Origin of the sequence: Nostoc cycadae WK-1, from assembly GCF_002897135.1 — a bacterium.
Classification (GTDB): domain Bacteria; phylum Cyanobacteriota; class Cyanobacteriia; order Cyanobacteriales; family Nostocaceae; genus Nostoc_B.
Genome location: NZ_DF978454.1, coordinates 1 through 11969 on the forward strand (window position 1 = coordinate 1; position 11969 = coordinate 11969).

Below are 11969 nucleotides of genomic sequence, written 5' to 3' on the forward strand. Positions count from 1 at the left end.
AACAGACTCAATGCTGTAAATTCCTAAATTTCGAGTTATTTCTGAGGAGCAATCTTTGATTAATTTGGCGATCGCATCGGGTGACATCTGTCTCTTATACACATCTAGATGTGTATAAGAGACAGCTGTTGTATAGGGATATTTGCATTCATACCCTCTTGTATATATATAGCTTATCCCTCCTGTTTGGGTATATCTGCATACTTACCCTGATGTATAGGTATACCTCGCCTTTCTGTATGGAGATATCTGCATTCATACCCTTTTGTATACCCATATAGAAGGCTTACAGGTTTTATCTATGCACATAGCTTTTAGTATAGCGATACTGTATCAGGCGATTGCCCTCACTTCTCTTACCCTCTTGTACACCTATGCTCAAGCTAACATCTGGTATCTGTATACATTTCTTCTAGTATAGGCATGACATAACGGGCGATCGCGTTCATTTTTCTTACCCTCTTGTATAGTGATGCTAAGACCAATGTTTAACATCTATGTACTTTCCCACTAGTTTAGGGATAACAAGGCAGGCGATCGCCATCTTTAACATTACCCTCTTGTATACCCATAGCACAGGTTAACACTCAGCATCTATATACAAGTTTGTACAGGCATAGCGTAACAGGCGATCGCCACTCTGCTTTAGTGACTACTAATTTAGTGGTCAGTTGTGAATAGAAAAGTGGTCATAGGCGATCGCCTCCAATTCCTCATCGCCGCTGCTAAAGTCCCGCCGCCGTTTTATCACTAAAATTTTTTCTGCTTAAGCGGATTCTAATCTTTGCAGTGCAATTGTTTCAGGCGTTCCACCACTTTTTAAAGCAGTATGTCTCACTATGTTGGCTAAGTTGCGTCCGCCGTCATTTCTACTAGGTTTGTTCCACAACTAAGAGTTTTTCGCTTAAGCGGCTTGTAAGCATTGCCCAGACTGCCTTACAGGCGTTCCACCACTTTTTTAGGCATTCATTTTTCATTCATCAAAAATCACGCGTTCCACCACTGAAATTTCTCTAAATTTTTTCTGCTTAAGCGGCTCATAATCTTTGCCCAGACTACCTTACAGGCGTTCCACCACTTTGTTGTATTTTCTATATATATAACCCAATGGTGGAACAATACCCTACTGGCTTAATTCAAATCATGAAAATTGGTGATGCCTCTAAAAAGCCCTATATCAACTTTGGGACACAAATATCAGGGTCGCAGGTGAAGGCGGCTAGAATCCCAAATTTAACCCCACTCACTCTATTTCGTGGTGGGGTTTCGTTTTGTCATCGAATCAACGTCAAAACAGCCCATTTTACGAGATAAACTATGACCTCATTAATCAGGTTTGCTTTAATGTCTGGGTAGTGCATGGCTAAGACACTTGCTGTAATCAAGGTGGCGATCGCTATCTGCTTTCTATTCATAAAATCAATCCATTCATCAATAGGAATTTGTCAACCTGTGGTGGCTGACATTCCTGTTAATGTGGGGCGACCCCATACACGGTTTAAATGCCAAAGTTAACCCCACTCACGCTATTTCGTGGTGGGGTTAACTTTGGTGCAGCGGGGCGATTAAGGGCAATGGGGCGTGGCAGGCGGCATCGGTTGGGGTGAATAGCAATTTTAATCAGAGTTAATAACCTGATACCAAAATCATGTGCTATATTTATATCAAGTTTGTAATATCAAATTTGTAATATCAAATTTGTAATAGTTAGGAGATAGTATTTTGGCAAAAAAACAAGATAAAGGTGTGATAGTTCTTTCATCCCTAGAAGAGGATTTACTTACGGCTCTGCTAGGACAAAAGCTTTATGGATTAGAACTACTAGAAACGGTAAACAAAGCAAGACAACAACAAAAATTAAAACAACTAGCAATAGGTTCTTTGTATCCGACACTTAGACGGATGGAAGACGCAAATTTGATTAAAGGAGATTGGGGTGAAGAAGTAGCAGAATCAACCCGTCGTCGTTATTACACAATTACACCCGATGGGGAAGTAGCAATTACTCGTACACAAGCATATCGCAAGTTATTAGCACAAAGAGGTCAGGATGAATCTATAAAAGATGGACAGTATACGTTCAATTCTAGGTTTTGATTAACTTTTCTGTTTCTTAAATCAGCATTTACTAGCAAATTGATTTAGTTAAATAAGGAGAATGGTTATGGGACTAATCAAAGACAATACCACTAAAAATCACCACATAATAGATTTGGCTTCATTAGGTAATCAAATTAACATAAATATTGAAATGGACGGAAAAGCTAGAACAAAAGATATTAAAAATATAATTGATATTCAAAATAGTCATGAAATTTCTCTGGCTCAGAAAGTCTTAGATCATCTTAAGAAAATTGATGAGTCGGCAACTTTAGAATTGAAAAGTTCTAAAATTAATATTCTGCCCGTAGTAAAAAATGAAAAAGAAGTAGCTACGCAAAATAATTTTTTTGAAAAAAGTTCACTAACAGCCATCCTAGTAAATGTATTCTTCCTAAGTGTAGTCTTAAGATTAAATCATAACTTTATCTACAATAGGATATTTGCCATAATTCCAGAGGAATATAGAGCGCATCTTATTGATTTACGTGCTAATTGGCTGGAAGAAAATTCAGGAAAATTTAGAGTAACTATCGTTAATTTACTGACACTAAAATATCTACTCGATTTAATTTTGTCTTATGTTCATAAAGCCATAGCAGATAAAGTTTCTCCGCTTTATAAACCAAGACTTTAAGTTCAATCATGAGATTATAAAGATTTAGATAATAAAACAAATGGTGAAAGTAAAGATTGCTTATTAAATAAATAAATGTTGATGCGCCAACACCAACATTTATTTCGCAGAAAAATATCACCATGTCCTTTGTTGTATCTACAGCAAATTCTTTAGTGTCTGTTTCAGCTTACTTTGCTCAAGGGGAGCATACATCTATGTCTAGTCTAACTAAAAGTCCTCTTAATAATCCTTATGTCCGATTATTAATGATTATTTTTTCTGTAGGAGTTGCCTTTGGTTCTAATTTCCACTCCAGTCTTCTCAAAAACACACAATCCAGCAATAGCAAAGAGCAGATTACTGTAAATAAAATTAGTTCTGTTACTCTAATTGATTATGAGCGGCTTCGAGAAGGGATGAATCTGACAGATGTTAGGGTAATTCTAGGTAGTTATGGAATTGAACAAAAGCAAGTAGGAAAAAATGTAACTGTTGCCTGGCAGAACTCCGATGGCTCAAATATCACGGTTATTTTTTACAATGGCATACTTCAATCTAAAAGCCAAATTGGACTTAAGTAAAATTAGAAAATAGCCAAAACCTTTAAAAGCCATAGTATTACTTAGGTTGTGAACTAATAGGAATAACTCGCCAAATATCGCCATGTCTATGATAGGATTTTGGCGACGTTTGGCGATGATATATGAACAAGCAAGAAGCCGCTGATTTTCTAGATGTCAGTGTTCGAGCATTAGAGCGTTATGTACAGCAAGGTAAAATTAGCGTTCGTTACGAGAAAGGTAAAACTCGACCTACTGCAAACTTCGACGCTACTGAACTCGAAGCCTTTAAGAAGGAACTCAATCAACCTACAATTAAACCTGCTGTAGAAACTCGCCAAATAACGACAGAGCAACAGCCAAAGACAGCAAATCTTACATATAGCTCTGGCGAGATTACGGGATTTGGCGAGGTTGACGAGATTTTGGAATTTGGCGAGATTGGCGTAGTTGATAAATTGTCGTCAATTATTGAGTTATTACTAGGTAAAGGCGAAACTCAGCCAGTTGTATCAATTGCCGATAAATTACTGCTGACCCTAGCAGAAGCTCAAGCCTTAACTGGACTTTCCAGAGAGATGCTTAGGGATGCGATAACATCGGATAAATTAAAAGCCAAAGTTATTGGTAAGGGTTGGCGAATAAAACGAAGTGACCTCAATACTTATGTTGAACAGCTATTTTAAAACTCGCCAAATAACAACAGAGTTATAGTCAACGGCAGCAAAGCTTATATAAAGCTCTGGCGAGATTACGAGTTTTGGCGAGATTGGCGTAGTTGAGAAGCTATCTTCAATTATTGAGTTGGTAGGCGATCGCTACACCACATTTAACCCATCAGGTACAAGCTCAACTAAATTAATTGCCTCATCAATCTTTATCCCTGGCTTGCGGTTATCGTATGGGTTTAATTCATGCTTGGCGTTGTGGTCATCAAGTCGAATTTGGTAATTCTCTAAAATTTTCTTGATGGTCGCTGGCTTGCTGCCTGTCAGAGTTTGAATTGCAGTTTGGTTAATATGCCATTTTTGGTTTCTTTCAGTGCAGTTATTGTTATGTACTTCTAAAGCATAAATAGCGCGGCGTGTAAGCTCATCAGCTCTACCAGGATGGGTTTTATATTTTTCACTCATCAGTTCTGCTGTAGGTACTGGGGTTAAATCCTCATCAGCCAATTTGACTTTACCTGTCACGGTCTTGGCGTAAACTTGGCAAGCTTTTTTCACAAACTCAGCCAGTGACATACCAGAGTAGGCGATCGCGTCTTCTACTACTTTCTGTGTATCTACGTCTAATTCTAGTTGTGCAATATTCATGGTTTCTAATGAGAGTACTGTAGTTGTAGCTTCTTGTTGTAAAGTAATTTGCTCTGTTTGCTCTGGTTGTGTTGCTTGCTGAGTCTGTTCTATCTGTTCTGTCTGTGTCGGCTGTTCTGGTTGTGTTGGTTGCTCAAAACTGACTTTATAAGCAACTCTTGCTTCATCCCCTACTACATCCCATCGGTCACGGTTGCTTGTGGCATACCATAGGGCTAAATGCTCCCAGTGAGCAGCTTTACCGCGTGGCTTAGTGTGGTAATACCCTGGCTTTCGCTTTTGAGAATTAGGAAATTTTTCAGTAATGGCTTTTGCAAAAGCTGTTCTAGGTCTTTTCAGGCTGTTATCGCTGGTGATGGCTGCTCTAATTGGTTCCCAGTATTTGAGCGTTATTTCTCTAATCGCTTGCTCATCCTTGACACCTTTTAACTGGTGCGCGGCGATCGCTCCTAGCCTAGATGCCCAAATTTCATTGCTCTCTCTCTCTAATCGCTCGATTTCACTCATAATATTGGCAATACTACTTATACTTATACTTATCTCTATACTATTCCTCTTGTTAAAGTATGTCAAGACGATTTGTATAGGGATTTATTTAAATTCTGGTAAGTGTTCCAGGCTTGATTACGAATCGCTGATAAGTCTTAATTGTGCTTTCGTCGTCGTCGCCTAGAATGCTACTTGCATAAGGAATGTAATCAAATGGGTCAATCCCAGAATTAACGATATTGGCTCTTAAATATGCTCCTCTAAACTTGTGGTAAGTCATATCTGGGATAATTGCCCAATCCTTAGCCGCTTCGCTCAAAACTTTAGACCAGCGGCGGTTAACTCGTTCTGTATCTTCATTAGGTGGAAATCTTTTGTCTTTATCACCAAGCCACTGTAGAGCAAAGCAGACAAGTTTGGCAGGTAACAAAGTCGGAATTTTAAACACTACATTCCTTAAATTTGTGCCATCAATGCGGCGATTTTTCCCCTTTAATTGACCAGTGAAAGCAATCTCATATTCTCCAATAAGTTCAAATTTCGCTGATAAATGCACCTCTGCCATCCGGCGGCCAGTAGCTAAGGCTAAAGCGCAGCTAACATCTCTCCAGTCAATTCCTTCTTCATCTCCCGAAGCAATCCTAGTAAGTAAGTTATTAGCTCTTTGTAGGTATAGGGTAAGGTCTAGCTCAATCCTGGCTTCTGGCTCACTACGCTCTTTTACCTGTTGGCGATAGGCTGTATTTTGACGCTCTTTGTAACTGGCAAATTGATAAGAGAGTGCTTCACCAAAGTGAGTAATGATGGTCAAAACTGGATGATAAAGGGCTTTATCATTTAGGTCTGTTTTTGCAGATGTTTTGAGTGCTTTTTTTAATGCCGTAATCTGCCTCAAACAAGTGCCATAAGTTTTTTCTTCCTCTGGTCTTTCATCTGGGTAAGTAACTTTAAGATTTTTAGCTTCAATGGCTGCTAGTTTTTCCCATCCTGGTAAGTCTCCAGTTCCCTTTTTACGTTGATTGATTTTGTATGGTGCTAGAGCTTCAAACTGGGGCAGTAAGTAGGCTACACGCTCATCTATATAACTATTCTCTAGCTCATCAGCACTTTTAACTTCTCTGCTCATTCCTTATTTACTTGCATATTTAGCAAATTTAACTATTTAAATTGTAAGCAAGGAAAAGATTAGGGTCAATAATTTATCTATCAATATTTGCTCTCGTATAGGGATAAATCCATTAATTATCCCTATACTAAAGCTCTTGTAATGCTTAAATAAGTCGTTTAGTATAGGGATATGAAAGAGGGACGCGCCAACGTCCCCACAACATAAAAGGTTTTTTCGATTATGACTACTCTAACAATTTCTCAAGTCTCAGCAGTAGCTAACAATCAAAATGACCGTTGTTCTGGAGAATTTGACGCGGCTATCGGTCTACCGCCCAAAACAACCGAGGGTGAATACTGGCAAGGTTATCTAGGCTACACACTCAAGACAGGTAACGCACCATTCTAAAACCAAAGGGTAGGCTCAAAACCTACCCTTAATTTTTTTAGGGATTACTTATGAGAATCACATAAAGAACATTCTCATAAGTAATCGCTTTTAGCTAACGCGATCGCCTCACTGGGAATGATGTTTTTACCCTGTCCTTAAAAATCAATGTGACCGAGTTACAACCTTTGATTTTGCAGCGATTTTTGAAGATAAACGCAAATACGCTCTTGGTTTTGCACCTAACTAGCAAATGCCCGTTGACCTCTGAGTAAGCACAATTCGATTTAATGAATTTGGCTAGGCTACCTGAAAAATACCTCATTGCCGGGAGTTAAATATTTTGATGAAATATGGGGCGATCGCCTAGTCAGAATCATTGTTAGATGGCTTAATTATTGATTTTAGGGTAGAGATTCTTTCACTGATGAGTTGACTTTCTTGCGTTAGCTCTTGGGCATTCAGCTTTAATTGCTCAATTTGATTATGATATTGAGCAATAAGGCGTGAATTGTTATCAAGACGAATTTTGCAATCTTCAAGTAAAATTTTAAAAATATTTTTAGCAAAGTCTTCATACATCATTGCATTTACCGTTATTAATTTATTTGCTTACTTTGTGGTTTTTCTAATTGCAGTAGTGTTGCCTGACTTGTCATTCTTCCTGCTATTATTCCTGTCCCTAATAAAGCCAACAAACAGAACAGGATTAGTTTAACTGGCAATTCATCAAAAGTAAAAATATGAATGTCATGCTTGGCGATCGCGTATCGCACCATTGCCATTTGCAACGGGTTAAAGTCAAACCATTCGCGGCTTTTGACTAAGCCTTTAACTTGACAATGTTTAAAGTGGTCGTGCAGTCGTGTCTCTACTTCTGCCATATCTTGAACATAAACAGTAGTGAGAATTTTAATATTACATGGTGGTTGATTGGCATGAAAGTTTTCTAACCTCAATTGCGGATTTCGAGATAAACCAATCTTGCAACGCCGCAAGTAAAAGCCAGGAATTAAACCGTGATAGCCTTCTGCTTCCATTAAGTATATGTATCCGGGTTCATGGTCGTTTCTGGCTTGATACTCATTGTTAAAGTAGCGAGATTCCATATTTAACGCTTTATTCAGTTGCCTTAAAACTTAATAATCCAAGGTTTTTCAAGACTGCATAAGCCATCAGTAGTAAGGAATGATTGTCTAATCATGCCGCCGTCTTCTTCTAGATAGAATATCGTTGCAAACATACATAAGATGTATTGCCTGTTTCTTATCAAGTAAGCATAATCTTTGTTAATTTTGCACTTGATAAGGATGTGATTAAAGCACACTGAGAAAGTACATCTTTTGGCAATGAATTTAGCAAGGTGAGGAGCAAAATAGCTTGGCTCGATACTTACTCTGCGACTTTTTACCGTTACCCTTTCTCTCGTACTCCTAAAATAATTGACTGGTCGTTTCATTTTTTTAACGCTGATAGTTGTGGTTGGTTTTTACTACAAAATGTAGTCAATTTATTACAAAAGCATTTTTATTTTGTATTGCTAATTGAGAATTAGTGTTGATAGTTAATGGTCAACGAATTTTCAATAGTTTCAGGTTGAAGAAATTTTGATTATTTATGATATTGGACTAATTAATAACTTTTATTTTTGATAAACCATTTCAAGTTTTAATTTTGTTGCCAATATTTGCCACTTTCTGCCGCTATTTTGGAACAATCGCCCAAATCCGCCCAAAATATCCCAATATTTCCCAATTTTTAAACTATTAAAAACGAACTATTGTTTCTAATTCTCAATAAGCTAAAATGTTGGGAAATTTGTCCCGTTTTCTGCCGATATTTCCCAATATTTCCCAATCAGCGGCAGATATTGGCAGAAAAATAATTCCAGTTTTTCTGACGCACATTACGCTTAATTTTCTAAGAAGTTTTTCCCACAGTCTCGACATTGCCATCTTTGCTTACTTTGAGAGTGTCCATTCTTTTTGATGTTCTGACTTTGGCATTTAGGACAAGCCAGTAAAGTAGGTGTATCAACTAAAGGATTCTTTCTCATAGCTGCTATCTGGTCTGTTGATTTTTGATAAGCGGCTAAATCAATATCAATACCATCGAAGTAAGGCAGTTGATAAAACACGGGTGAACGGTCAGCTGTCACCATTGCAATTCTGAATTCTCTGGCAGTGTCGCAGATGATTTCATTCTGTTCTTCCATCTCTAATTCAATTTGCTCCAGTGTGGCCAGTGCTTTTTCTACTGCTGCCTTGCTGTAGAATCTCTCGCCATACTGGGTGAGAAATGTTCTGATGCTCACAGGGTCAATGTAGACATTGGTTAACATCTTTTGGTCATCAATGGTTAACCCTTTGGTAGTGCTGACCATGCCAGATTGACCCATGATAATGACACCCATATTGATGTGGCCGCCGTCTTTAAGGACTTGCTTAAATTGCTTACCGCCGTCATTGCCAACAGTATCAATAGCGTTATCAAACTCATCACAAGCCCAGATGTAACCTACAGTATCTTTGTACTCAGAGTTAGTAGAAGATTTACGAAATTGGTATTCATCAGCCAAGCCTTGAAAGCCTCTACTAGCACTCTGCCAGCGTAAACAAAAGTCTAAATCTGTGGAGTTTTTAACGCTGATTCCTGCCAATGGGTTACAAAATGCAATCTCTGTAAAATCAAGTTTTTTACCATTGGGAGTATTGCCAGTGAGAAACCCACGCTTAAATATATGACTTATCAAAACTAAGACTGTAGGAGTTTTACCCGCGCCTGGCTCCCCAACAATTCGCCATCTAATCGGCTGGCTTAACAGGTAATTGATAAATTCTTGCTGGCTGCGGTACAAACTACCTTTGTCAGCTTTCCTTGCTGGTCTATCCTTGCGAAACTTCACCACAAGGCAATCAGTGAAAGCCAGTTTTTTAACAGACTCAATGCTGTAAATTCCTAAATTTCGAGTTATTTCTGAGGAGCAATCTTTGATTAATTTGGCGATCGCATCGGGTGACATAGTGCGGCTGTAGGAATAGCCAGCCGTAATTACTGAGTCAGTTTCCTCTATCCCGGTTACTCTCAAGGGTACTTGTTTATTAAACCAAAGCCATTGGGCGATCGCGTTGGCTATCCGCCCTGACGCATCAAAACCAAATTCACCATAAACGGGTTCGAGTAAATCGCCTGCTAACTGCTGCTGTAACTGTCCAATCCTGATGTTTAACAGTTCAATTTGCTCAAGGTAGTTCTGACGTTCAGCGTTAATAGCTTGTGAGACTTCATCTAAATTTTGGTTGTAACCACTAGCTAAACTTTTGATAATTTCAGCCTTACTTTGATGACCATGAGCGACTTTTTCACCCCAAGATTGAAGCCGTCTAAACAGTTGCATTGCTTCAGAGGTAATTGAATCATGCTCAAAGTAAATTTTCTCTAACTCAGTTTGTTTAGCCAGTTGAAAGCGTTTGTTAGCTTCCGCGTCTACTGCTGATTTAAAATTAAATTCCCATTGTTCAACCTCAGATTCTAAATACTCAATTCGTTGTTTATCCTTCTGGGATTGGGTGAAAAGTTGTGTAAGTTTAGCTTGATATTCCTCCAATTTAGAATTTAGATGAGCCACCATTACACTATTCTCAATCTTGGCGTGTCCTAAAGAGTTAATAGTGTTTCTGGCTTCCTTTAACTCATCCCTCAAAGCTAACAATTCGCTATTAAGCTTGGCTGTTTTGGCTGTGGAGTCTTCATACTTATTAATTACACTGTGAAGGTTATCGCTGGCACTTCTGGCAATTTTAGCGGCTTTCCTAAGCTCTTTTTGTAGCTTGGCATCAGCAATTAAATAAGTTACAAAACCACCGCAAATTGCACCTAAGCTAAAATATAGCTGAATCACTTTCTTACCTCCAAATAATCGCCTAGTTGAGCTTTAAAACTTGATAATTTACCCTCAGTTTCAACAGTTTTCAACCTTAATTCTTCGGCTTTTAATTCGGCTTGTTTTAGCTTTTGGGTGAGTTCGTCCTTGCTATGGACTGCGATATTAGTATCAATGGTTGTCTTGACTTGGCTAACATCCAGAGTCACAGACTTTTGGCTAGTAACTTCTTTTTGGTTAAGGTAGTCGAGATAATTACCTTTGACTTTCTCAAGCTCTGTAGCTGCCTGGATACCAGCACCAAAAGCTTTGGCGTGTTTGCCCACTACGGTAAACTTCTCACGGGTTAAATCAAATGCTGCACCCGTGAGTTTTAACGCTCTGGTAGCACCTTCATAGATTTTCATGCCCTTATCTAACTGGGCTTCTGTAGCTTGGGGTAAATTTTCGGGAGGATTAAGCGGATCAGCGATGTGATAGTTGCTTGGGTGAAATGCTGGAATCATCGCTGGCAGCATTTCCGGTGTGACAGTCAGTAAGCCAGGGATGCGGCTATCTGTGGTCACAGTGGCGGCGGCTTGATTGGTAGTGGTTGCAGTAGTCGCGCCTTTCCCTCTGGCCAGTTTTTCAGCTACAGCTTGGGCGGCTGCTTTAGTAGTGTCGATTTTAGCCATTGTTCAAAAATTTTCGTGCGTTGACTAAAGATTGATATCGAATTTCTAGTTGGCGAAATGCTTTGTCTAGGTCGCTAAATTCCCGCGCTAATTGCTCATCTAGGTCATATTTCTCTAAGACTTCGTTGAGTTCGCTTTCGTCAGTTTTGGCTTGCTCAATTTGGCGGTTTAGGTCGTTGTCCATCTTGGTAGGATTAAAAAATACCTGATACCTGATGCTGTTAAAGCCCTCAAGCTATCTGAGGGCTTTAATGTTGAGCTTTATCTGTTAGTGCCTCTATGCGGTGGTTGCTGCGGTGTCTCTGGCTGTTGTGGTGTAGTTGTGGCAATGGTGGATTGAACTGTAGCCAAAGTGATGGCAACTGTTAAAAATGCAGTTACAATTTTCATTTGAAGCAATCCTTTTTGGGTTGTGGTTGATTGGCGATCGCTGCTCCCTGGTAAGAATGGCGATCGCTTATTCGTTGAAGCTTTCGAGTCTAGATACATCTAATCCAGTGTTCGAGTATTGGAGAGTGTTAAAAAATTGGGCTACATCTCCAGCAGTCACATCACAGTCAAAGCGCAGAATTTTAAACTGTGGATGCTTTCTAATTTGGGTTAATAATTGCTGTGATTGCTCTACTAGCTCTGATAGTGGTTGCGTGTTCATAGTTAACCTTCCTGACATTCTTTGCTGGCATCTTCCAATAACTTGACGGCTGTACCAGAAAACCCGCGTTCACCTACTGCTTGAGCAATTCCAAAAAGAAGGTTAGCCAGATTAATACCTTGTTTGTCACATTCAGAAATGACATATTCGGCTATCTCACATCTTGCACCTGATAAAAAAA

General features: G+C 39.0%; 15 protein-coding genes. 5 read left to right on the forward strand and 10 right to left on the reverse strand.

Features of this window, described 5'->3' with window-relative positions:
* Nucleotides 1-1274: 1274 nt before the first annotated feature.
* Complete coding sequence (locus NCWK1_RS29795; RefSeq protein ID WP_187308268.1) at nt 1275-1415, reverse strand: hypothetical protein; 141 nt, start codon at nt 1413-1415, stop codon at nt 1275-1277.
* Nucleotides 1416-1722: 307 nt separating this feature from the next.
* Between NCWK1_RS29795 and NCWK1_RS28210 the strand changes: the two genes are divergently transcribed.
* The 4 genes from NCWK1_RS28210 (at nt 1723) to NCWK1_RS28225 (ending at nt 3965) form a co-directional block, all read left to right on the forward strand.
* The gene (locus tag NCWK1_RS28210; RefSeq protein ID WP_187308269.1) at nt 1723-2097 is read left to right on the forward strand and encodes a PadR family transcriptional regulator; all 375 of its coding nucleotides are present in this window, start codon (nt 1723-1725) and stop codon (nt 2095-2097) included.
* 67 nt (nt 2098-2164) lie between these two features.
* On the forward strand, nt 2165-2737 hold the full coding sequence (locus tag NCWK1_RS28215; RefSeq protein ID WP_146034054.1) for a hypothetical protein: 573 nt from the start codon (nt 2165-2167) through the stop codon (nt 2735-2737).
* A 122-nt stretch (nt 2738-2859) separates the two neighbouring features.
* The gene (locus tag NCWK1_RS28220; RefSeq protein WP_103126969.1) at nt 2860-3300 is read left to right on the forward strand and encodes a hypothetical protein; all 441 of its coding nucleotides are present in this window, start codon (nt 2860-2862) and stop codon (nt 3298-3300) included.
* A 122-nt stretch (nt 3301-3422) separates the two neighbouring features.
* Nucleotides 3423-3965, forward strand: a complete 543-nt coding sequence (locus NCWK1_RS28225) for a helix-turn-helix domain-containing protein (RefSeq protein WP_103126970.1) — start codon at nt 3423-3425, stop codon at nt 3963-3965.
* A gap of 132 nt (nt 3966-4097) precedes the next feature.
* On the opposite strand, the gene NCWK1_RS28230 is transcribed toward NCWK1_RS28225, so the two are convergent.
* Together NCWK1_RS28230 and NCWK1_RS28235 are read right to left on the reverse strand one after the other, a co-directional pair.
* Nucleotides 4098-5102 (reverse strand): hypothetical protein, encoded by a 1005-nt coding sequence (locus NCWK1_RS28230; RefSeq protein ID WP_103126971.1) that lies wholly within the window; start codon nt 5100-5102, stop codon nt 4098-4100.
* 88 nt (nt 5103-5190) lie between these two features.
* Entirely contained in the window at nt 5191-6210 is a 1020-nt protein-coding gene (locus NCWK1_RS28235) for a protelomerase family protein (RefSeq protein ID WP_103126972.1), read from the reverse strand.
* A gap of 222 nt (nt 6211-6432) precedes the next feature.
* Between NCWK1_RS28235 and NCWK1_RS29800 the strand changes: the two genes are divergently transcribed.
* Nucleotides 6433-6600, forward strand: coding sequence for a hypothetical protein (locus tag NCWK1_RS29800; RefSeq protein ID WP_187308270.1), 168 nt, complete (start codon nt 6433-6435; stop codon nt 6598-6600).
* 345 nt (nt 6601-6945) lie between these two features.
* Here the strand turns inward: NCWK1_RS29800 and NCWK1_RS28240 are convergent, their stop codons facing one another.
* From NCWK1_RS28240 to NCWK1_RS28265, 7 genes are all read right to left on the reverse strand, one after another.
* A complete protein-coding gene (locus NCWK1_RS28240; RefSeq protein ID WP_146034055.1) occupies nt 6946-7164 on the reverse strand; it encodes a hypothetical protein in 219 nt (72 codons plus the stop codon).
* A 14-nt stretch (nt 7165-7178) separates the two neighbouring features.
* Nucleotides 7179-7688, reverse strand: coding sequence for a GIY-YIG nuclease family protein (locus NCWK1_RS28245; RefSeq protein WP_245895011.1), 510 nt, complete (start codon nt 7686-7688; stop codon nt 7179-7181).
* An 803-nt stretch (nt 7689-8491) separates the two neighbouring features.
* The gene (locus NCWK1_RS28250; protein ID WP_103126974.1) at nt 8492-10480 is read right to left on the reverse strand and encodes an IS1/IS1595 family N-terminal zinc-binding domain-containing protein; all 1989 of its coding nucleotides are present in this window, start codon (nt 10478-10480) and stop codon (nt 8492-8494) included.
* The gene (locus tag NCWK1_RS28255) at nt 10477-11136 is read right to left on the reverse strand and encodes a hypothetical protein (RefSeq protein WP_103126975.1); all 660 of its coding nucleotides are present in this window, start codon (nt 11134-11136) and stop codon (nt 10477-10479) included. The genes NCWK1_RS28250 and NCWK1_RS28255 overlap by 4 nt, the downstream gene beginning before the upstream one ends.
* Nucleotides 11129-11320: a hypothetical protein gene (locus tag NCWK1_RS28260; protein WP_103126976.1), complete on the reverse strand. Its 192-nt coding sequence runs from the start codon at nt 11318-11320 to the stop codon at nt 11129-11131. Before NCWK1_RS28260 ends, NCWK1_RS28255 begins: the two co-directional genes overlap by 8 nt.
* Nucleotides 11321-11397: 77 nt before the next feature.
* Nucleotides 11398-11625 carry a hypothetical protein gene (locus tag NCWK1_RS29255; RefSeq protein ID WP_146034056.1) on the reverse strand — a complete coding sequence of 76 codons (228 nt, stop codon included), beginning with the start codon at nt 11623-11625 and terminating at the stop codon, nt 11398-11400.
* Nucleotides 11594-11788 (reverse strand): hypothetical protein, encoded by a 195-nt coding sequence (locus tag NCWK1_RS28265; protein ID WP_103126977.1) that lies wholly within the window; start codon nt 11786-11788, stop codon nt 11594-11596. The genes NCWK1_RS29255 and NCWK1_RS28265 overlap by 32 nt, the downstream gene beginning before the upstream one ends.
* Between the last annotated feature and the right edge of the window lie 181 nt (nt 11789-11969).

What these genes read in the sequence shown, in the direction of transcription:
- NCWK1_RS28215 (WP_146034054.1), top strand. Translation starts at nt 2,165, where the DNA reads ATGGGACTAATCAAAGACAATACCACTAAAAATCACCACATAATAGAT.
- NCWK1_RS29795 (WP_187308268.1), bottom strand. Translation starts at nt 1,415, where the DNA reads ATGAATAGAAAGCAGATAGCGATCGCCACCTTGATTACAGCAAGTGTC.
- NCWK1_RS28240 (WP_146034055.1), bottom strand. Translation starts at nt 7,164, where the DNA reads ATGATGTATGAAGACTTTGCTAAAAATATTTTTAAAATTTTACTTGAA.
- NCWK1_RS29800 (WP_187308270.1), top strand. Translation starts at nt 6,433, where the DNA reads ATGACTACTCTAACAATTTCTCAAGTCTCAGCAGTAGCTAACAATCAA.
- NCWK1_RS28255 (WP_103126975.1), bottom strand. Translation starts at nt 11,136, where the DNA reads ATGGCTAAAATCGACACTACTAAAGCAGCCGCCCAAGCTGTAGCTGAA.
- NCWK1_RS28235 (WP_103126972.1), bottom strand. Translation starts at nt 6,210, where the DNA reads ATGAGCAGAGAAGTTAAAAGTGCTGATGAGCTAGAGAATAGTTATATA.
- NCWK1_RS28220 (WP_103126969.1), top strand. Translation starts at nt 2,860, where the DNA reads ATGTCCTTTGTTGTATCTACAGCAAATTCTTTAGTGTCTGTTTCAGCT.
- NCWK1_RS28245 (WP_245895011.1), bottom strand. Translation starts at nt 7,688, where the DNA reads ATGGAATCTCGCTACTTTAACAATGAGTATCAAGCCAGAAACGACCAT.
- NCWK1_RS29255 (WP_146034056.1), bottom strand. Translation starts at nt 11,625, where the DNA reads ATGTATCTAGACTCGAAAGCTTCAACGAATAAGCGATCGCCATTCTTA.
- NCWK1_RS28260 (WP_103126976.1), bottom strand. Translation starts at nt 11,320, where the DNA reads ATGGACAACGACCTAAACCGCCAAATTGAGCAAGCCAAAACTGACGAA.
- NCWK1_RS28225 (WP_103126970.1), top strand. Translation starts at nt 3,423, where the DNA reads ATGAACAAGCAAGAAGCCGCTGATTTTCTAGATGTCAGTGTTCGAGCA.
- NCWK1_RS28230 (WP_103126971.1), bottom strand. Translation starts at nt 5,102, where the DNA reads ATGAGTGAAATCGAGCGATTAGAGAGAGAGAGCAATGAAATTTGGGCA.
- NCWK1_RS28265 (WP_103126977.1), bottom strand. Translation starts at nt 11,788, where the DNA reads ATGAACACGCAACCACTATCAGAGCTAGTAGAGCAATCACAGCAATTA.